The organism is Salinactinospora qingdaonensis, from assembly GCF_039539445.1.
Lineage (GTDB): Bacteria > Actinomycetota > Actinomycetes > Streptosporangiales > Streptosporangiaceae > Salinactinospora > Salinactinospora qingdaonensis.
Window position 1 is genome coordinate 360,098 of sequence record NZ_BAABDD010000001.1, and the last position, 20,621, is coordinate 380,718.

Below are 20,621 nucleotides of genomic sequence, written 5' to 3' on the forward strand. Positions count from 1 at the left end.
TCTCCCCATCGCCCACAATCCAGCCACAACAGCGCTCGGGCTCGCCGGAAGCGGCGGAGCGCATCGTCAGGCAACGCGGTTCGTGGCTATCGACAGGAGGAGCACTGGCGGGCGAACCCCTCAAGATCACGATTTGAGCACGGATCACTCAACATCCTGCCCCACCCCACCCCCTCCCCCAGTTTCCACATAACGGAAATCCCCAATTCCATCGGCCATCAAGTCCAGAACTCGACGTCGTCCCTCCCGCCCCGGGGACGTTCGAGCACCTGCGTCACTCTTTATTCACACGTGCGAGTTGAGTACCGTTCTGCGACTGAACTCTTCGGTAACCATCTCCCCGTGAGGACACCTTGGCACGCCACCGCGGATACTCCGCAGATGAGGATCACTCCCGGCGCCGACGCGCCCAGCTTCGCCGACGCCGCGGCAAAGGCGGTGCGATCGCCGCATTCGCAGCCGCCTTCGCGATTCTGCTCGGCCTGGGAGTAACCGGCTGGGTACTGATCGACCGACAAGGTGGCTGCGGCGGCCAAGACGTCGCGTTGGACGTCGCCGCTGCACCGGACATCGCGCCGGTACTCACCCGGATCGCCGACGACTTCAACGCCGAGAAGCACGGCGTGGAAGGCCGGTGCGTCCACGTCGCAGTGCGGGGAGTGGAATCGGCCAACATCACCTACGGCATCACCGGGACCGGCCCCACCATGGGCGATACCGACTCTCACGTGTGGATTCCCGACTCTTCGCTATGGCCCTCCATCGTCACCCGCGACGCACCAGAGGCCACCATCACCACCACCGGGACATCGGTAGCCACCTCTCCGCTGGTGTTGACCCAACCGGCCAACGCCGGCGCGGGCCAGGCGAGCCAGAGCCCAGCCGACGACGCCGCAGAGGACAACGACGCAGGCGAACCGCCCCTGTCATGGAAAGCGCTCCTGGCTGCCGCGGCGGAAAGGAACGCCGGCTACGACGTACAGTTGATCGACCCGCTGCGCAGCTCCTCAGGACTGGCATCTCTAGCACTGGTGAAAGAGGCGATCGGTAACGCCCAGGAAAACCAGGCCACGCTCATCGCGGCCCTGCAATCACTGCAAAAAAACGTAGCCGAGGACGAATCGACGGCGTTCACCACCCTCGGCGGTGACGCGAGCGAGACCGTGCTGGTCCTTCCAGAGCAGGCGGCCTGGCGCTACAGCTCCCAGCACCCCGACACGCCGGCGAAGGTGCACTATCCCGACAGCGGCACCTACGCACTGGACTACCCCTACATCGTGCGCACCGAGGAGCCCCTGCTCTCCCTGGCCGCCGATGCTTTCCGGGAACGGCTATCCACGTCTGAGGCCCAGGCCAGAATCATGGCCGAAGGGTTCCGCTCCAGCGCGGGAGAGGCCGACGCCAACGTGCTGAGCGACCGTCTCGGTTTCCAGGAGCAGGCCCCACAGGGCTTTCCCACCCCGAGCGAGAAGGACATCGAGGAGTTGGTGACGGCATGGAACCAGCTCAAGCTGAAATCCCGAATGTTGACCATCCTTGATATCTCGGGATCGATGGCTGAACCCGTTCCGGGAACCGGTCTGACCCGGATGGGCGTGACCTCAAAGGCGGCGATCGAAGGAACGAAGATGTTCCCCCCAAACGCCGAACTGGGCCTATGGGAGTTCTCCGTCAAGCTCGACGGCGACCGGGACTACCGCGAGCGCGTGCCGCCACGCGCACTCAACACCGAGCTTGAGAACGGCACGCAGCAAGAGGTCCTCATCAACGCCCTGGCGCAGGCCCAACCCAAGCCCACGGGCGACACCGGGCTCTACGACTCCATCCTCGCCGCCTACCGCGAGATGGCCCGCACCTACAAAGCCGACCGCGTGAACACGGTCCTGGTCCTCACCGACGGCAACAACGACGACGCCACCAGCATCTCACTGGAAGAACTGCTAGAGACACTGGAAGAAGAGCACCGAACGGACCGACCCGTCTCTGTCATCTCCATCTCGTTCGGCCCCGAGATCGACCCCGAACCGCTGCGCCAAGTTGCCGAGATCACCGGCGGCGCCGCCTACACCACCGACGACCCCACCGAGATCGACGACATCTTTCTGGACTCCTTCGCACTACGAATCAACCGCGTAACCGGCTCGTCCGGGGAGTAAGCCGAAGGGAAGCCGCCCTCCCGCCGTCCCTGGTGGCACGTGACCGACCCTGGCCACGTGCCACCAGGCGATTCCCATGGGTATCCGGATTCATGCGACCAGACAGACAGATCGTCCTTCCTCATTCAGTGACACCTATGGACTTAACGGGCGCATTCGCGTACTCAGGGGGGACGGAAATCATGTGAAATCGCTGAGAGGTGGCCGCCATGGCCAAAGCGTGGTTGCCCAACGCCGAACGAGTCCACGGCACCCCCACCGGAGGCGCCCTCAAAGGGGGCGCTCCACGCGCCGTGTGGCAGACAACCGGTTCCGATCCCGCTGCGTTGACCGCCCGGGCCGCGGCCGAGTGGCTCATAGCGGCCGGGCACAGTGCCCACCTCGTATGGAACCCCCTGACTGGCGAAGTCGCACAACTGTTGCCCGCCACAGCGGCGGCGACAGGTCAACTGCAATCCGAGGGCGTCGACCGCGCGCTGGAGGGGCGGGTCTGCGTCCTCATCCGGGTCGTGGGGTCCGCACAGCTCCCCTTCACCAACGACCGGCTCCTCGGACTGGAAACGATCATGGCTTGGCTGGATTCCTGGCACATCCCACGCCGTTGGCCGGCGGGACGCCCCACTGGCGGCGAAACCACCCCTCAGCGTGACCGCGCGAGTCAACGGCTGTGGTCGCAGGGGGGACACTTCGGCCACTCCCAGGTACCGGGAGCACGAGCGCAGGACCCTGGAGCGATCAATCCGGAGGCAATGCTCGAACTGCCCATCCCCCGCCAGCGCCCCGCCTCCCCGCTCCCTGCGCCGGAAGAGGTGGTTCCCACGCTGGAGCAGCCAACTGCCCCGAAACAACCTCACGAGCCGGTGAGCACGTGGTGGCCAGAATCCGACCCTGCCGAGTCCACTGCGAGGAACGAACGGCCAATGGTCGTCCAAGGCCGGGGAACCCTTTAGTCTGTCCGCCATGGGTGGATCGATCGAGCCAGGCTGGTACGCGGATCCGCACGGTGACGCCGACCAGGTTCGTTGGTGGAATGGAACGGAGTGGACGCGCCACGTCCGCTCATTGGCGGAACTGACCGGAAAAACGTCCGCACCGGACGTGACGGGCGCAGACGCTGAACAGCCGACCACCGATCTCGGCGCGCAGCTAAGCAGTCAGGAACATGCGGCGCCCACGGCGGAGACAGACGGCCTCAGCAGGCAGGGTGAGAGCCCGGATGACGCCCCCACCTCCGACCTCAGTGGCGAGACCCCCACCTCCGACCTCAGCGACAGCGCGCGCGAAGCCCCCACACAGGTCGGCTCACCGGTCGCCAACGACGACCCCGCCACCATGCGCATCGACCCCCCAGAAGACGACGCCCCCACCTCCGAACTCACCGACGCCACCACACGGATCGACCCCCAGGTCTCGCCCTCCGACGACATTTCCCAGGACACGCCGAAAACGGCTGTGTTCGATCCCAACGAGCCGATGTTCACTGCCGCGGCCGGCTCCGGCGACGCGGAGCCGAAGGATCAGCAGGCCGGCTCCAAGATCAACAAGTTCCTCGGCGACCTCCGAGAAGGGTTACAGGACTACCGTTCCGATCTCGCCGAGGATCGCAAGCAGCGCCAGGAGGAACAACGGCGCAGGGCAGCGGAGAAAGCCGAAGAGGAAGCGAAACGCAACGCGGAACGGCAGGCGCGCCAACAGGAGGAACAGCGCCGCGAGCGCCAAGCCCGCGAGGAGCAGGAACGCCGCGATGCCGAGAGGCGCCAGGCCGCCGCCCCACCTCCGCCGGACCCCTCAGGTTCCCCCGGCCAGGCGGGCCAGCAAACCCCGGGAGCGGGCTCCCCGCCCCCACCGGCGCAAGGCGGCTCGGGCGGTCATCCCGCTCCTCCCCCCGCGCCTCCAGCAGCCCCCTCAGGGCCACAGCACCCTCCCTACTATCCACCGCCCCAGCCTTACCTGCCCCCCTCGGGACCTCAGCAGGGTTACGGGCCGACGCCGCCACCCCCACCGGGGTACCAGCACTATCCCCCACAGCAGCCACCTCCACAGCAGCGCCCTCGGCAGCAAAAACGCCGCGACAATCGACAACCGGCCCCCTACCCCGGAGGCCAGCACGGGCACTACCCGCCGGGAGCGCAGCCCCCTCCCCAGGTGAATGCCCCTGGCCATCAGGGCTACCCGGGGCAGCCACCTATGGGCGGTGGCCGGGACCAGTGGGGACGCCCCATGGGGCCATCCCCCTATCCGGTGCCGCCGCCCAAGAAGAAAGGGGGGTGTCGCGGGTGCATGGGGTGTTTCCTGTTCCTCCTACTCATCGTCACCCTGCTGGTCGTGGCAGGATTCGTTCAGCTCGCCGGTGTCTATGACTTCATGGGTGAGTGGTTCGGGATCTACGTGCCGGTACTCCTGTAGTCCCCTCGGAGCGGCGGCCTGGACCGCACGAGACCTCGTCTATGCGGACACCCCCTCGGGGAGAACGGCTTAGCGGTAGCGCTGTAGCCAGAACGAGCGCGCGGCTCCCGCCGCGGTACTTCGTGGAGCACCGCTTCACCGGATAGATGACGTCGTCGATCCCGAGGATGGGAGGGGTCCTGGAACAGCAGTGTCAGTGGGAGACGTTACCCCTGGGTGTGCCGCTGATCGGCTGGCCCCGGGAAACGGCGCCCCGAAGTTCAGATCCGCCCCAGAGTGGACACATTCCTATCGCAACCTCCTGTTTTACCAGTAAGAAGTCCTAAGCTGGCCACTATGAACGACAATCTGGTGTGGATCGACTGTGAGATGACGGGGCTCGATCTCAAACAAGACGCGCTGATCGAACTCGCCTGTCTGATCACTGATGGCGACCTCAACCAGCTCGACGAGGGCATCGATGTGGTCATCAAACCGCCGCAGGCGGCTCTGGACCAGATGGGCGAGTTCGTCACGCAGATGCACACCGAGTCCGGGCTGCTGGAGGTACTCGACAAGGGCGTCACGCTGTCTGAGGCCGAGGACAGTGTGCTTGAGCACATCAAACGTTTCGTGCCCGACCCCAAAAAGGCCCCCTTGTGCGGAAACTCGATCGCGACCGATCGCATGTTCCTGGCACGTGACATGCCTCGCATCGATGAACACCTGCACTACCGCATGGTGGATGTCTCCAGCATCAAAGAGTTGCTGCGCCGCTGGTATCCGCGAGTGTACTTCGCCAGCCCCAGTAAGAACGGCGGCCACCGTGCCCTCGCCGACATCACCGAGAGCATCCAGGAGCTGCGCTACTACCGAGCAGCGGCCTTCGTGGCCCCGCCCGGCCCCGACAGCGCGACCGCGCGGGGGATCGCCGCCGACATCGTCGCCGGCGGCAGCGGTGTGGTGGACGACTCGGAAGCCATGTCGGCAGAAAATGAGCAAAGCACTCCCGGAAAGCCGCTAGAATCGTGAAAGAGCGCGGGCGCTGACAGCGTTAGCCAGGTAAGGCGCGTTATGGCGACCCTGCGGTCGTGGTGGGTGTAGCTCAGTCGGCAGAGCACCAGGTTGTGGTCCTGGGAGTCGGGGGTTCAAGTCCCCTCACTCACCCCACGTGGAAGGCGCATCGGCCCTCGGCCGGTGCGCCTTTGTTGTGTCCCCTAGCTACAAGACAAGAGGACGACGCAGCGACGGGAGCGTGCTGCGGCGAGGCAACAAAAGGGTCACGACGGCGCTCCGGCATACCCCTTGTGGTCGTTCCGTGTGGGATGGGAGCCCACGGGTGGGCACGGGGCCAGCCCATGCGCCATGCTGGAAAGCAGGGTCCGACCAGCGAGCGACGTCAGGCACAGAAGCACCTGAAAACGGACATGAGCACCATGCGTATTTTCCGCCCCAACCGTACCCACCTACCGCTGTACTTGACGGAATTCGTTACGATACGACTTCAGATAGCTATTCGGCGAGTGGGTAGCGCGTAGCGCCTGCCATTCCCATCCACATCAAGCGCCTACCCCGAGGGAGCTTGCATCGTGACCAGCGCACGCCCTCGCTCGGTGAGCACTGTCGCCCTGCTCGCCGACATCCCCGGCACCGGGCATCTCGGAGATGCCCAGGCCTGGCGTTTCGGGATGCGTGGTGACGATTTAACCCAAGAGTGGGGAGATTTTGTCGATTTCTCCCGTGGCCAGATGGCGGCGGGACGCAAAATCGTTGCACTCTACCCGAAATGGCAATCAGAGGCGGCGTGGCGTGCCATTCAATTCGCCCGAGGCACATTGCGCACCGACCACATTGCCGCCGTCGGCGTCGATCTGGCCCCGTTGACCATCTCGCTGCTGGCCGACCAACTCGCCTACCTCTCCCCCTACCTGCCGGCCGGTATGGTCGCTGCCCTGGCTGAGGAGCTCCCCAAGCACATGGTTGGCGGCGCCTGGCTGAGAAGGGTCAGCAACCTGGAGACCCTGCCCACATCCGTGCGCCAACACATGGGCTCCTACGCCCCTGGAGTGTCCTTCCTGGCCTTCTGCGCTCCCGTGCCACGTGTGGGGCGACTACGCAAAGGCGACGTAGCCGCCAACCTGCCCGCCCGTCCCACCGACCCCGTGCAGATGTTGTGGGCCGCTCCCGCCGAGGTCGACACCTCGGCGTTTGAATCCCTGGTGTCTCCCTCGCTACGCCCGGTCGCCGTGCGCGCCCTCTCCGAGCAACCGCTCGGGACTACCTACTGGGGGTCGACGAAATATGTGGAGTTCGTGGCGTTCAGCGCGCACCCACAAGCCCTCACCTACGTGGTCAACTCCATCCGCCCCACAAGCTGCGCGTGGTGCAGCGAGCAGGTCACCGCGACCTACTGTCCCTTCTGCGGCGCAGTCAACTCCACACCGGTAGGGCGTCCGCCCTCCTATTCGCGCGCTCGAGACCTACCCCCCTCCCCCGCGACCCTTTCAGCGGCCACCGCCGCAAAGGCCGAGTCCCACCCCGGTTCGTCCCCGAGCCCTCCCCCGCCCCACGAGGGCCCGAGCAACGAAAACTCTGCCCCCGAAGCGCCGACGCCACCACCTCGGAGAGGCCCCCTGGGTGGCGGAGCCTCACCCCCGAACTCGCTACCTATGGCACCCAACGGACATCCGGCGCAACAGCCGCTCAACCCCTCGTCCAGGCCGGCTCCCCCTAGAAACGGAAAAGTATGAATCCCCGACAGCGGCGCGGCGTAGTGTTGATGATCGTGGCCGGCATCGGCGCTATCGCGGTGTTCTTCTCTGTCTTGTCCTATGTCAACTCCGTGCAGAGCAGACTCGGCGAGTACCGCACCGTCATGCGGCTGACCCAAGACGTTGCAGCCTACGAGCCCGTCACCAGCGACATGGTGGAGGCCACGCAGGTACCGGCCGGTTTCTTCTCCGAGACCTTCATCACCGACCTCGCAGAAGTCGGCGCGGAGCCGGGCACCGAGGAAATCGTTGCGGCCACCCCCCTCAAAGCCGGATCGATGCTCCAGACCAGCATGCTGATCCCCGCTCCGACGCTGGAGACGGGAGAGCGCGAGATCGCCATCATGGTCGACGCGGAAACCGGCGTGGCCGGCAAGGTGCACCAGGGCTCCATCGTCGACATCTACGGCACCTACAGCGCTTCCGGGAACCAGCCGGCGTGCGCTATCCGGGTACTGACCGAGGTGCAGGTCCTGGAGATCGGTGAGATCCAAGACCAGGTCGACGCCAACACCGGCCAGGCATCCGGCGTCGTTCCGGTGACGTTCCGGCTGAACGCGACTGACGCGCTACGGCTGACCTACTCCGAGGCGTTCTCCGGCAAACTTCGCCTGGCACTGGTCAGCCAGCGCGGAGGCGGCGATCCGGGCATAGAGCGATTCTGCTCCGACACCAACCTTGAAGAGCCCGCCTCCGGAGGCGACACCGGTGCGGGAGGTACCCCGTGAACTACCGCATCCTCTTGGGCACGCCCACGGCTGAGCTGGAGGCGTCACTCAACACCCGCTTCGACGAACTCGCCGAGGCCGATGTGGTGAGCGCCCATCGATCGTCGCGCGAAGTCGTGGAGACCGTGGCCCAACTCCCCGGCCTCGACGTGGTCGTAATCCACGAGGACCTCGGTCCCCTCCCGGTCCTGGACCTCATCCGTGACCTGTCGCGCAACCATCCCCAGCTCGCGGTCATCCTGGTCGTCAGCGAGATCACCCCTGACACCTTCACCGGAGCCATGGAGGCGGGGGCGCGCGGTGTGGTCTCCACCGAGGCCACCCTGGAGGAGCTACGGGCTCGGGTCAGCAACGCCGCCGACTGGTCGCGCACACTGCGCCGCCACCTGGAAGCCGCTTCGCTGGACCTGCCCGTGACGGGTCAGCGCGGATCGATCGTGGCGCTGAGCGGAGCTAAAGGCGGCGTGGGCACCACGACCATGGCGGTGCACCTAGCGATGGCCGCCGCCCGAGCCAAACGCGTGGTCTGTCTGGTCGATCTCGACCTGCAAACCGGCGACCTGACCAGCTTCCTCGACCTCAAGCATCGGCGCAGCATCGTCGATCTCGTCGAGGCCGCCGACGACATCAGCGCGGCGATGCTCGCCGACACGCTCTACGTGCACCCTGACGGCCCCCACATCCTGCTCTCACCAGACCAGGGAGAACGCGGCGAGGACGTGACGGCGCGCGCCGCACGGCAGGTGCTCGGCTCGCTACGCTCGCGTTACGAACTCGTCATCGTCGACTGCGGTTCCACCATGAACGAGGCCACAGCCATGGCTGTGGAGTTGGCCGACACCACCCTGGTCACCCTCACCCCCGACCTGCCCGCCGTGCGCGGCGCCCAGCGGCTGCTGGCCATGTGGGAACGGCTCCAGATCCGCAAGCCGCACGACGTCACCGGTGTGCTGGTCCGGCACAGTCGACGCAACGAGATCCAGCCCGAATTCGCCCGCAAACTCCTGGGCGTGCCGCTGCTGAAAACCACGATCCCCGCGAACTATCGAGCGCTGGAGGAGGGGGAGAACACCGGCGACCCCAACCGGGTCACCGACGAGTCACTGCGGCGCGCGTTCAACCGCACCGCCGCGGAACTGGGGATGCTGGAAGAGCCCACCTCGGCCGAGGCGACCGAAGCCGGGGACGGAGGCGACCACACGAACGAGCCCGCCTTAGGCGCAGTAGGAACTCCCCCCAGCGGCTCCACCTCGACGGGGCCGCGGCGCAGCCGGCACAGTCGGGACGACCGTGGGGCCGCCATCACGGAGTTCGCCGCCTTGGTGCCACTGCTGCTGCTGGCACTACTCACGGTGTGGCAAGTGCTGCTGCTGGGAATCACTGCGATGTATGCCAGCCACGCCGCCGCCGAAGGCGCGCGGCAGGCCGCAGTCACCCCCGACAACCAGGAACGCATCATCGAAGAGGCCAAAAAGCGGGTACGCGCGCCATGGGACGACTCCAGTACCTTCGCTCTTACTATCACTCCCCACGACGACGCGCAGTACGTGCGGGTGAGCATAGCGATGCCCCTTGTCCTGCCGGGAACCGCGGGGCCGCTGGACGTCACCGGCGAGTCACGGATCTATCCGGAGGCGTGAGATGAGGCTATCGGGGCATCCACGCACCGACCCCCTCTGCGGCACCAGCGCCTGGGCCGGTCCACGACACAACCACGATACGAGTCGGCGCGACGACCGAGGGTCACAGCTGCTGGAGTTCGCTGCCTACTTCCCTCTCCTGCTGCTGACGGCGGTGCTGGCCATTGAGGCGTTCCTGGCGTTCGTGGCCATCGAGCGGGTGGAGTCGGCAGCCCGCGCCGGGGCGCGCGTGGCAGGATCGCAAGGGACGGCCGCCGCGGAAACCGTAGCCCGGGACGCTCTTCCGGACTGGCTGGAAGACGCCAGCATCCGCAGCGCACCCAACGACTCCGGCGGTTACTACACCCAAGTCTCGGTGGGGCTGCCGATCCTGTTCTCCGCCGCCGATCTCGGCATCTCCATCACCCGCCGCGTCGACATGCCCAACGTGTAAGGACTGTAGCGCCCCATGGGACTCAAAGACCGTATCGACGCAGACAACCAGGCGGAACAGCGCCCCGACCGCGGCAGTATCGCCCACTGGCGCCAGCGCTTGCTCGACGAGATCAACCTCGACGACCTGGCCCTCCTCAGCCTCACCCAGCGCCGTATCCGGCTCGAAAAGGTCGTCGGGCACATCCTCTCGCGGGAAGGCCCTGTGCTCAGCGACCGAGAACGAGGCAACCTCATCCGGCGAGTGGTCGACGAGGCGCTTGGACTCGGCGTGTTGGAGCCCCTCCTGGCCGACGAGTCCGTCACCGAGATCATGGTGAACGGGCCCGACCACGTCTACATCGAGCGCAAGGGGCGCGTGGAACGCATCGACACCACCTTCGCCAGCGAAGAGCAGCTCTACCAAACGATCGACCGCATCGTCTCGCAAGTGAACCGGCGAGTGGACGAGTCCAGTCCGATGGTGGACGCCCGGATGCCCACCGGTGAGCGCGTCAACGTCATCATTCCGCCACTGTCGCTGTCCGGCCCTATCCTGACCATCCGCCGGTTCCCCCGCCCCTACCGGATCGAGGAGCTGGTGGAGCTCGGCAGCCTCGACACCGCCACCGGCATCCTGCTGGCCTCGCTGGTTCGGGCGCGCTGCAACGTGGTGGTCTCAGGGGGAACCGGAACCGGTAAGACCACGTTCCTCAACGCGCTCTCCGGCTTCCTGCCCGCTGACGAACGCATCGTTACCATCGAGGACTCAGCGGAGCTGCAACTCCTTCAAGAGCACGTGATCCGGCTGGAGTCGCGGCCCCCCAACATCGAGGGCCAGGGAGACGTCTCCATCCGCGACCTTGTGCGCAATGCGCTACGCATGCGCCCCGACCGCATCATCGTCGGTGAGGTTCGTGGGGCGGAAACCCTTGACATGCTGCAAGCCATGAACACCGGCCATGACGGCTCGCTGGTAACGGTGCACGCCAACTCCGCCGACGACGCCATGTACCGGTTGCAGACACTGGCGACGATGAGCGAGGTGAAGATCCCCTTTGAGGCCGTACGCGACCAGGTCAACAACGCGGTGGACGTCATCGTTCACCTAGGACGCTGGGCCGACGGTTCCCGGCGCGTCAGTGAAATCGCTGTCGTCGCCTCACACCGGCGCGAACAGTTCCGGCTCCAACAGGTCCTGGAGTTCCGCACCCAACCACTGAGCCCGGACCGGGTTGTGCGCGGCGAGTTCCAGCCCCACCCGCTACCACGCAACATCGCCGAACGTGTCTACCACGCCGGTGAAACCATCCCCGCTTCCTTCGGCGTCAGCGACGAAGGCTCCGACAGCATCCGGGAGGCGCGGTGAACCTCCTCATGGCCGGTGTGCTCGTGGGCACGACCCTCGTGCTCGCCGTGGCTATCTGGGGCCTCTACGAACTGACCGCGGGAGCGGAGCAACGCCGCATGCTCGTCGCCCGCAGCGCTCTGGATGAGGTCGAGCGCCGCGCCCGCACACCATTGGCGCGGCTCGACGTCGCCCTCCACCGCACCGAACTAGGACGCCGGCTCAGTCGACGCATCGCCCGCTCGGGCGTGGAGGTGCGCGTATCGACGTTCGTGGTGGCCATGGTGGCCGCCGCAGTGCTCGCCGTGATCTTCGTGTGGCAGATTCTGGCGCCGGTGTTCGGTATCGCCGCAGCGGTGGGCGTCGGTTGGCTCTTCTTCTCTTACCTGCGCCGCCAAGAGGAGCGGCGGCGGGAGGAGTTCACCGGCCAACTCCCCGAACTCGCGCGTGTGCTGTCGAACGCGACCTCTGCCGGGTTGGCGCTGCCCACCGCCATCGACATGGCCGCAGACGAGCTCGACGATCCCGCGGGCTCGGAGATGCGCCGGCTCGCACAAGCCATGAAGGTGGGCCAGCCTTTCGAGACGGCCCTAAACGACCTGTCGAAACGGATGCCCTCCCGGGAACTCGGCGTGTTGACCAGCACGCTCCTCGTCGCTTCCAGGGCCGGCGGGTCGCTGGTGACCAGTCTGCGCAACATCTCCGAGACTTTGGAGAACCGTAAGGAGACCCGTCGTGAGGTACGCACCATCCTCACCGAGACCACGAGCACCACGTGGGCGCTCGGCCTCATGGGGGTCGGGGCACTCTTCCTGATCAACGCGATCCTGCCTGACATCCTGCGCAACATGACCGCGAGTTTGGCGGGACAGCTTGTCCTGGGCCTATCGGCTCTGCTGTTCATCTTCGGCTTAGTGCTCGTGCGCAGGATCACCAGGATCGACTTCTGACAACCCCAGCCGAGGATCGCCCCTCGATCCTCGGCCGCCGCCGCTGGAGGAACCGATGCCCGCCCCCCTGTTCATCCCCCCTGACATCGGCCCGTACCTGCTGCTCGTCGCCTTGAGCGCGGGCGCGGCACTGGTCGTGGTGCTGGGGGTGTGGGGATTCCATCTGGCGACCGCCAAGAGCCACGTCGCGTTGGAGATTGAACCGCCTCGCCCGTCGGGCTCCACCGCGAACCGAACCTTCATCCTGCACCGGTTCACGGAACTTTTGGGCACCCCGTTGGGGCGATCCGTGATGGAGCTACTTGGGCAACGCCAAAACGAGCGGATCAAGCGCCGTATCGAGGCCGCTGGACGCCCCGACAACCTCACAGTCGAACGCTACGTGCGCCGCAAGGTCGGCGAGGTCCTGATCTACGGCATTGGGGCGTTGCTGGTCTACCTCAACGGCGCCCCCTTTCTCGCGTTGATTGTGGCGGCGTTCGCCACCCTCACCGACCTCGACCTGTTCGTGAAGGGACGCGAACGCCAAGACGCGATCCAGTCTCAACTGCCGGATTTCTTGGATGTCCTGGCGGTAACCGTTGGCGCCGGCATGGCGTTTCGCTCGTCGCTGGAGCGGGTGGCCACCGCCATGCCGGGAGCGCTTTCTGACGAGTTCCGCATCGCGTTGCGGCAGATGGAGCTGGGCACCCCGCGACGCGAAGCATTTGATGCGCTGCGGCGACGCAATCGCAATGACGCGCTGAACAAGTTCGTCACTGCCATCCAGCAGGCCGAAGAGTTGGGTGCGCCGTTGTCACAAGCTCTGATGGAGATTAGCCAGGACATGCGTCGCCAGGACGCCCAGTACCTGCGGCGGAAGGCCCAACGGGTGAACCCCCGCGTTACAGCGGTCACGGCAGCGACGATGCTGCCCGGGCTGCTCATCCTCGTCACCGGTGCGCTGTTCTTGGGCACCGATCTCAACCTCGGCGTATTGCTGGGAGGCTGAACGATGTTCCGTTGCTTGGCGTTTCCCCGTAGCGGCAGCGCACACGGTGAACCGGGCGGTTCCCCAGCACCACGAGCGCTGTTGTCCCAGGCACCGGAGAATCCACAGTGTGGATAACAATTCGTCAACAGCATTCGACGAAATTGCAGACATACAGTGCCATTCACCCAGTTAGGGCCACCTCTGGCGTGGACAACCCAGCAGACTCTTTTCTAGAGACGGAGCAATCCGTAGATTGTTACCGTCGCCAGCAAGGCCGCTGATAGCTCGCCCTTCCCCTCAGCAAACAGGGAGCAAATCATGAACAAGCTGCACAACTTCCTCACATCCCGCCGCACGGCCCTAGAAAACCACCCTGACCAGGGCGCGAGCATGCTCGAATACGCCGCAGTAGTGATCTTGGTCGGCCTGATCGCCAGCCTGGTGTTCGGGTTGGGGCTACAAGATCAGATCAGCGATGCGATTCAGAATGGTGTTGACCAGGCACTGAGCGGTGGCGGGGGCAATGGCGCAGGAGACGGCGGTGGCGGTGGCAACGCCCCGGCTCCGTAATCGGGTTCCGATAATTTTTCCGGATCCGCGGTAAACATATGTTTCGTAGAGAATTTAGGCGTGAAGAGGACGGGCAAGCCACCTTGCTTCTCCTCTTCAGCCTGACACTGTCACTTCTCGCTCTGGTTCTGCTGTTCTTGAGGATCGGGGATGCCAACACCATGCGCTCGCGGGCGCAAACGGCAGCGGATGCGGCGGCGATAGCCGCCGTCAGCGTCATGAAGGACGAGGCTGCTGAAGGGCTGTACACCGGCGGTTATGTGATGGCCCGCTGGGATCCGGTGACGGGTGAACGGCGCGCGGAGGAGTACGCGGAGGCCAACGGCGCGGTACTCACCGACATCAGGGCCAGCGACGACAGCATGGGACTGTACGGGCATACGGTTCGGGTCGAGGTGCGAGGGTCAGCCTGCCAAGCAGAGTTGGCGGATGACGGAAGCCAGCACTGGAACGACACCGCCTGTGACGACGAAGGCGAAGCCGAGCATGTCGGCAACGCGGCGGCGATAGCTACGTTGGAGCTTCCTGAGGAATGCAATGGGTGGTTCGTCGGTGAGACGAAATCCTGCGATGGTGTGGCGATCAATTCGTTGGCCGCAGCTCGCTCGGTCATCGATGTCACACTCACCGACAAGGAGGGTGAGTACTTGTTCAACGGAACCCCTTATGAGGAACCCAGCCCTTCAGTGAGCCCGCCAGCCGAACCTTCCACATCCCCATAATTGGCTTAATCATAACGCTGGAAAGATAAACCAGAAGCCATGAGGACACTGACACAAAACGGAAAATATGAGAGGAAGAGCAGTGAATGTCACCCCTCCCAAAAAAAGACCAGAGAAGATAGTAAAAAATTATTCTTTATTTCAGCTGCCGGCCTTCCTGGCCATACTGCTACTGTCTGGCTGCGTTATTTCAGATAGTGAGACACCGCAACCTAATGGCGAACCTTCGACTGCATCTTCATCTCAGGTTCCGCCTGACGAAGCAGCGGATGATCAATCCCCTGAGTCGCTTGCAAATTCGCTAACCACATCCACAACAGCCGGAAAGCAACTAAGTGTTGAGGTCTATCGACTGGAACGGAGAACACCAAATATCCTCCGACTTGACCTCGGAATAACCAACAAAAGCAACAATGGAATCTTATTCCTGAACGCCCTGAGCTCAGGCGGCAAAGCAGGAACGGCAAAAAACGTCACTCTCCTTGACCTCAAAAATAGAAAGCGTTATCACCCTCTAGAGTTAAGCAACGGAAGTTGCTATTGCAGCGATTGGCGAGACTCGGCCAACATATCCCCCGGACAGACGCTGGATATATGGATCGCTTTCCCGGCGCCACCTGAAAATTTAGAGAAAATTTCCGTAATAACCCCAATAACGCCACCGCTGCTCGATATACCCATCGGCGAAAGCCAGGGAACGCCACCTAAACAAGAGCTCGCAAACCCCCAGATCGTAGAAATTCGATCATTTACCGATAAAATCTCAGACTCCACTGGACGGGCAGAGACCGGAGAAGAAATCGCTATTATGCTCTCGTCCGATGTCCTATTCGACTTCGAAGAGTCAAGTCTTACTGACAAAGCAAACCAAACCCTGGAACGAGTCGCCAAAGAAATAGATTCCTCGGGGGCCACTACTGTAGAAATCGACGGACACACCGACAATAAAGGGGTCGACGAAATCAACATTCCGCTATCCGAAGCCCGAGCGAAGTCCGTCAGCAAAAAACTAAAGGAGCTAATAAAACGCGACGGGATCAACTATGAGGTTGCTGGGCACGGCTCAAGCCAACCGGTGGCAAGCAATGACTCAGAGAAAGGGCGCGCCAAGAACCGGCGCGTGACCGTGAAATTCGAGAAATGACTCCAAAGAGAAGGATAGACCACTGAGACGACAGTTCGCCTTAGGCGCTTGTGCGCTGACATTTTTTGCTTTAATAAACACACCGACAGCGAACTCGGCGACGGAACTCGCCACACTCGGTCAAGCCAACAGCAACAGCGGGAATACTGCCGGTGGAAGTGTAAGGATCAACGAAATAACCCGCGCCGAATCGGGAGAGGCAACTTCGCTGGTCTGGACTTTAGCCAACAGCGGTAACCAGAACATCACCACCGGCAGTCTGATCGGACGGACGTATTTCTATACCGGCCCCTCGTTCAGCGGAGTCACCCTCTTCGACAAGCAGGAGGAGAAAAGATTCCACCCGCTGATGGACACCGAGACCCACTGCCTGTGCTCCGGTGACACTAAACCCCCCGAGTTCGCTGCCGTGGTCGGCCCCAATGAGGAGGTCACCTACTGGTCCATGTATTCGATTCCGGAGGATGTCACCGAGGTGACGGTGGAGATTCCCGGGTTCGAGCCGGTTGAGGATGTGCCTGTCCAGTAACCTACGCCGTACCTAGCGACTTCTCGCCCCTCACTAAAGGAGTCAGCTTGTGTCCATGAACGCTTTCTCACGACTCCGGCCTCGCAATGCCGGGGATGACAGTGGTGCGTCTGTCACCGAGACCGCTGTGGCTGTCCTCGTCGCGGCAGGGGTCATCACAGCGGTGGCGAACATGAGCCTGAGCGACGAGTTCAACGACGGTGTACGCGAAATGGTGTGCCTGATCGAAGGTCCCGAATGCGATGGTGAGACGTGGACGGCGCACGACCGGCCCGCCGTTCCCAAAGAGGCGGACTTCAACCTGACCGGGGCCTGGAGCGGAGAGGTCGAAGGAACGGGAGACGCCGCAACAGCGATCGCGTTCGCCTTACAGCAGAAGGGAGATCGATATCTGCTGGGCGCCAACGGCCCCGACTTGTGGGACTGTTCGAGCCTGGTGCAGGCCGCCTGGCGCACCGCCGGTGTGAGCATCCCCCGAACGACCTGGACCCAGATCAAAGCGCTAGATCCCGTCGATGACCACCAGTTCCAGCCGGGAGATCTCCTTTTCTTCCATACGCTGTCCTACCAGCCGCCCCCCTCGCACGTGGGAATGTACATCGGGAACGGTCGGATGGTGCACGCCGGTGACCCGGTACAAGAGGTGACGCTGAACGCCTACTGGATGTCGATCTATGAGGGGGCCGGGCGACCGCCACAGGATTGACCCGCGCAAGCGGGAGGACTCCCCCACCGGACGGGTACCCGCGGTCGCGTCAAAACCTCCGTGCGTAACCGCTCGAGCCGACTCCTAGGATGTGCCGTACGTGAGATGACCACCCTGGGTAGTCGCTCGGAACACATCGCGAATCTAGAAAGCTTTCTCTGGTGTCTTCTCCTCAGGATGTTGCACACGACTCGGGCCGGCAGCCGAAACCGGACGCCGCTGCGGAACCGGCGGCATGGCGGCCCGGACGTACGGAGGACTTGACGTGGGAAGCGTTGCTGCGTAACACCAAAGCGCCACCAGCGAGCGGGTGGCGGCGGCTGCTGTTCCGGCTTTCCCGCGGATGGATCAACCCCGGGGAATCACCTGCCGATGTTCGACACAAGGAATTGGTGTCGCGGATTCGCACCCACGTGAACGGTGGCCACCATCGGGTGGCGGTGTTGAGTTTGAAAGGCGGGGTCGGCAAGACCACCACCACGGTGGGGTTGGGAGCGGTGCTGGCCGACCGGCGGGGGGATCGGGTCATCGCGGTCGATGCCAACCCCGATCGGGGAACGTTGACCGAGCGGCTGCCGCAAGAGTTGCGCGGCGAGTTGACGGTGCGGGACCTGCTGCGCGCGCGGGAGCGCCTGCACCGCTACGCCGACGTGCGTGCCTACACGAGCCAAGCCCCCTCTCGGCTGGAATTTCTCGCATCCGATGTGGACCCGGCCGCCAGTGAGGCGTTCAGCGACCGTGACTACCGCGCCACCGCCGATATCGTGGAGCGGTTCTACTCGGTGTGTGTCACTGACTGCGGGACCGGCATGCTGCACTCGGCGATGAGTGCCATCCTCGACCTCGCCGACCAGATGGTGCTGGTGAGCCCGCCTTCGGTTGACGGCTCGCGCAGCGCCTCGGCCACACTGGATTGGCTGGAGGCCCATGGCCACGCCCCGCTGGCCAAGAACGCGGTCGTGGTGATCTCGCGTGTGTCCAAACGCGGCCACATCGACCTCGAGCAACTGGAAGAGCACTTCGCCGGACGGTGCCGCGGTGTCGTGCGCGTGCCCTACGACGGGCATCTGGAAGAGGGCGGGGCGGTGGAGTTAGATCGGCTGCGACCGGCGACCCGGCAGGCGTATCTGGAGTTGGCCGCGGAGGTCGCCGCTGGTTTCGCCGCACCGACCAGTGTCGCGCCCCTGCGCTGAGCCGACGGTCCCCCTCCAACCGTCGTAACGACCGGCGCAGGCTGACCAGGGACGCTGGTCGGTGGTGTGGGAGCCGCCAAGGGTCTCGGGGCGGCACTGTGGCCGACGAGTGCGAAGCCTGCCTTTCAGGCCCGCATCCAGCGGGTGAGGAGCCAGCCGACCACGGCGCCGGCGAGGGCGATGACAGACCAGGACCAGAAGACGCCCCACTGGGCTCCGGGGGTGAACAGGAGAACGGCCGCGTTGCCGAGTGTTCCCACCACTGGGGCGCCGAGCGCGGCGAGCGCGTTGCGGCCGAGACGTTGTCGCTCGGGTCGGCGGTGCACCAGCGCGGCGACCACGGCGGTCAGTAGGTAGGCGATAAAGCCGGCCGTGCCGTTCCAGGCAACCGAGGACGCGAAGTTCTGCAACTGTTCAGCCGGCGCGTATTCGACGATGACGACCGAGCCGATGGTGTTTAAAACGAGCCAGGCGGCGATCCCGGCGAGCCAGGAGGTGAGGAGATCCATGTCCCCCTCCCTACACGCATTCCCGTTACGAAACGGATTTTCCCACTTCAACCCTTGGTATGCCCAGTTATCCGGTGTCGCGGGCGCGCCTGGGCGTGTTGCGCCGGTTCGAGGCGGGATCGCGGTTAGTGCAGATAGGCGATGTCGGCGTAGTCGATCGAGGCGAGTCCGAAGGCGCCGAAGTTGGCGAGATCGTCGCGTACCGCCCAGGTGCCTGGGCGCTGGAGGAAGGGGATGGAGGTGGCCTGGTCCCAGAGGGCTCGGTCGATGGTGTTGGCGAGGTCGTAGTAGAGCTTCGGGGTGGTTTCGGCGGCCATCCGGCGGAACGTGTCATTGATCTGTGCGGATGAGAGGTGGGCGTGGTTGTCGGCCCAGTGTGGGGCACCGCTGTCGTCGTGGCCGAAAGGGCCGCCGTAGACGGTGTGGTAGGAGCCGGCGTAGGGGGTGGTGCCGGTCAGGGACAGTGAGGTGAGGGCGAAGTCGCCGCGTTGGAGGTGGTCGTTGAGGTAGGCGTCCAGGGGAACCGTTTCGATTTCGATTTTGACGCCGATCTCGGCCAGCATGTGCTGCACAGCCGTGGCCTCGTGCTCGGTGATCGCCGGCCCGGCGGGGATGAGGTAGCGCAGCGACAGCTCGTCACCGTGGACGTTATGGCGGTAGTCGGTGCCCTTTGTGGCCCGCCATCCGGCCCGGCGCAGGAGCCGGCGGGCCTTGTCGAGGTCTTGGTGGCCGTAGTCGCCGGAGTTGTCGTGGAAGTGGGGTTGGCTTGAGCGGATGAGCCGGTTGACGGTGGGGTCGCCGGGCCAATCGATAGGGCGCAGGGAGATGTCGGCCAGCACGGAGCGGTCGATGCCGTATGTGATGGCGCGGCGGACGTCGATATCGGCGAGTGCGGGACTTGCGGCGTTGAGTTGGATCATGCGGTAGCCGTTGTCGATGGCCCGGGTGACGTGGGTGCCCTCGTGGCCATGTACGCGCTCGTAGGCGGATGCGTTGTGGCCTAGATAGAAGGTGTCGATCTCGCCGTTGAGGAAGGCGCCGGGCATGGCGGCACGGTCCATGGTGTGGAAGACGATGCGGTCGAGTTTGGCGGGTGTGCCCCACCAGGTGTTGTCACGGACGAGGGTGAGGGTCTTGGCGGCGGGGTCGATGTGGTCGACTTTGAAGGGGCCGGCGGTGACGGGGATGCGGTCGCGGTAGCCGTGGTTGAAGGCGTCGGCGTCGCTCATGTAGCGGGCCGGGTAGACGAATTCGAACAGTCGGGGCCATTCGCTGTAGGGCTCTGAGAAGACGAGGGTGAACTCGTAGTCGTCGTGGCCGGGGAGGATGCGGTCGATACGGTCGTAGCCTTGCCGTGCCCCGCCGGTGGCGAAGTCGCCGGGGGTGGGGGTGCTGAGCAGTTCAGCGGTGGCTCGGTAGTCATTCCAGGTGATGGGCTGGCCGGTGGACCAGGTGGCGGCGGGGTTGAGGTGGTAGGTGAGGCGGGTGCCGTCGTGGCTGAGGGTGGTCCGCTCGACGTAGGCGGTGTTGGGAGCGGGGGTGCCCTGCGCGTCGAAGGTGTGGGCGCGGGGCAGGAGGGCGCCGAGGATGTGGGCCTGGCCGGCTAGGTTGCCTTGGGTGTGGTGTGCCTGGAACTGGCCGCCCCAGTGGGCGATCGCCCAGTTGAGTGTCCCGCCTTGGCGTGTGTGGCTGCGGTCGTTGGCGTTGATGTCGATGGCGGGGATATCGGCGAGGTCGGGTGGGTCGCCGGCCGGGTGGCCGGCCGGGTGGCCGCCGGTGAGGCTGCACGCGGTGAGGAGCAGCGCCAATGTCAGCGTGGGCGTCACCAGGGAGGCGGCGCGTGCGGTGGACATGGGACGTCCTCCTTGTGTGGCGTGTTTGAGCCG

The 20,621-nt window shown here is 64.6% G+C and carries 19 protein-coding genes, 1 tRNA gene and 1 pseudogene; 19 read left to right on the top strand and 2 right to left on the bottom strand.

Annotated features, from left to right (window positions below):
- The first annotated feature begins 353 nt into the window (after window positions 1-353).
- The 19 genes and pseudogenes from ABD848_RS01515 (at window position 354) to ABD848_RS01600 (ending at window position 18,226) form a co-directional block, all read left to right on the top strand.
- Window positions 354-2,156, top strand: coding sequence for a substrate-binding domain-containing protein (locus ABD848_RS01515; protein ID WP_344966452.1), 1,803 nt, complete (start codon window positions 354-356; stop codon window positions 2,154-2,156).
- 209 nt (window positions 2,157-2,365) lie between these two features.
- Window positions 2,366-3,106: a hypothetical protein gene (locus ABD848_RS01520; RefSeq protein ID WP_344966454.1), complete on the top strand. Its 741-nt coding sequence runs from the start codon at window positions 2,366-2,368 to the stop codon at window positions 3,104-3,106.
- Window positions 3,107-3,116: 10 nt separating this feature from the next.
- Window positions 3,117-3,206: pseudogene (locus ABD848_RS24950) on the top strand (DUF2510 domain-containing protein); the annotation flags it as partial.
- 48 nt (window positions 3,207-3,254) lie between these two features.
- A complete protein-coding gene (locus ABD848_RS01525) occupies window positions 3,255-4,562 on the top strand; it encodes a hypothetical protein (RefSeq protein WP_344966455.1) in 1,308 nt (435 codons plus the stop codon).
- A 336-nt stretch (window positions 4,563-4,898) separates the two neighbouring features.
- On the top strand, window positions 4,899-5,573 hold the full coding sequence (gene orn, locus ABD848_RS01530; protein WP_344966457.1) for an oligoribonuclease: 675 nt from the start codon (window positions 4,899-4,901) through the stop codon (window positions 5,571-5,573).
- Window positions 5,574-5,635: 62 nt separating this feature from the next.
- Window positions 5,636-5,711 (top strand) — tRNA-His (locus tag ABD848_RS01535).
- 419 nt (window positions 5,712-6,130) lie between these two features.
- Window positions 6,131-7,291 carry a hypothetical protein gene (locus ABD848_RS01540; protein WP_344966459.1) on the top strand — a complete coding sequence of 387 codons (1,161 nt, stop codon included), beginning with the start codon at window positions 6,131-6,133 and terminating at the stop codon, window positions 7,289-7,291.
- A complete protein-coding gene (gene cpaB / locus ABD848_RS01545; protein ID WP_344966460.1) occupies window positions 7,288-8,040 on the top strand; it encodes a Flp pilus assembly protein CpaB in 753 nt (250 codons plus the stop codon). Before ABD848_RS01540 ends, cpaB begins: the two co-directional genes overlap by 4 nt.
- Entirely contained in the window at window positions 8,037-9,680 is a 1,644-nt protein-coding gene (locus ABD848_RS01550; protein WP_344966462.1) for an AAA family ATPase, read from the top strand. The genes cpaB and ABD848_RS01550 overlap by 4 nt, the downstream gene beginning before the upstream one ends.
- A 1-nt stretch (window position 9,681) precedes the next feature.
- Entirely contained in the window at window positions 9,682-10,113 is a 432-nt protein-coding gene (locus ABD848_RS01555) for a TadE/TadG family type IV pilus assembly protein (protein ID WP_344966464.1), read from the top strand.
- A 15-nt stretch (window positions 10,114-10,128) separates the two neighbouring features.
- The gene (locus tag ABD848_RS01560) at window positions 10,129-11,460 is read left to right on the top strand and encodes a CpaF family protein (protein WP_344966466.1); all 1,332 of its coding nucleotides are present in this window, start codon (window positions 10,129-10,131) and stop codon (window positions 11,458-11,460) included.
- Between the two features lie 8 nt (window positions 11,461-11,468).
- On the top strand, window positions 11,469-12,389 hold the full coding sequence (locus ABD848_RS01565; RefSeq protein WP_344966721.1) for a type II secretion system F family protein: 921 nt from the start codon (window positions 11,469-11,471) through the stop codon (window positions 12,387-12,389).
- A 55-nt stretch (window positions 12,390-12,444) separates the two neighbouring features.
- On the top strand, window positions 12,445-13,380 hold the full coding sequence (locus ABD848_RS01570) for a type II secretion system F family protein (protein WP_344966468.1): 936 nt from the start codon (window positions 12,445-12,447) through the stop codon (window positions 13,378-13,380).
- A 300-nt stretch (window positions 13,381-13,680) separates the two neighbouring features.
- On the top strand, window positions 13,681-13,932 hold the full coding sequence (locus tag ABD848_RS01575) for a hypothetical protein (protein ID WP_344966470.1): 252 nt from the start codon (window positions 13,681-13,683) through the stop codon (window positions 13,930-13,932).
- 38 nt (window positions 13,933-13,970) lie between these two features.
- The gene (locus ABD848_RS01580) at window positions 13,971-14,654 is read left to right on the top strand and encodes a pilus assembly protein TadG-related protein (RefSeq protein WP_344966472.1); all 684 of its coding nucleotides are present in this window, start codon (window positions 13,971-13,973) and stop codon (window positions 14,652-14,654) included.
- A gap of 82 nt (window positions 14,655-14,736) precedes the next feature.
- Window positions 14,737-15,798, top strand: coding sequence for an OmpA family protein (locus tag ABD848_RS01585; protein ID WP_344966474.1), 1,062 nt, complete (start codon window positions 14,737-14,739; stop codon window positions 15,796-15,798).
- A gap of 349 nt (window positions 15,799-16,147) precedes the next feature.
- Window positions 16,148-16,327: a hypothetical protein gene (locus tag ABD848_RS01590; RefSeq protein ID WP_344966476.1), complete on the top strand. Its 180-nt coding sequence runs from the start codon at window positions 16,148-16,150 to the stop codon at window positions 16,325-16,327.
- A 55-nt stretch (window positions 16,328-16,382) separates the two neighbouring features.
- Window positions 16,383-17,033, top strand: a complete 651-nt coding sequence (locus ABD848_RS01595) for a C40 family peptidase (RefSeq protein WP_344966723.1) — start codon at window positions 16,383-16,385, stop codon at window positions 17,031-17,033.
- A 392-nt stretch (window positions 17,034-17,425) separates the two neighbouring features.
- Window positions 17,426-18,226, top strand: a complete 801-nt coding sequence (locus ABD848_RS01600; RefSeq protein WP_344966478.1) for a MinD/ParA family ATP-binding protein — start codon at window positions 17,426-17,428, stop codon at window positions 18,224-18,226.
- A gap of 125 nt (window positions 18,227-18,351) precedes the next feature.
- On the opposite strand, the gene ABD848_RS01605 is transcribed toward ABD848_RS01600, so the two are convergent.
- Window positions 18,352-18,735: a hypothetical protein gene (locus tag ABD848_RS01605; RefSeq protein WP_344966480.1), complete on the bottom strand. Its 384-nt coding sequence runs from the start codon at window positions 18,733-18,735 to the stop codon at window positions 18,352-18,354.
- 125 nt (window positions 18,736-18,860) lie between these two features.
- Window positions 18,861-20,588 carry an ABC transporter family substrate-binding protein gene (locus ABD848_RS01610; protein WP_344966482.1) on the bottom strand — a complete coding sequence of 576 codons (1,728 nt, stop codon included), beginning with the start codon at window positions 20,586-20,588 and terminating at the stop codon, window positions 18,861-18,863.
- Window positions 20,589-20,621: the final 33 nt, after the last annotated feature.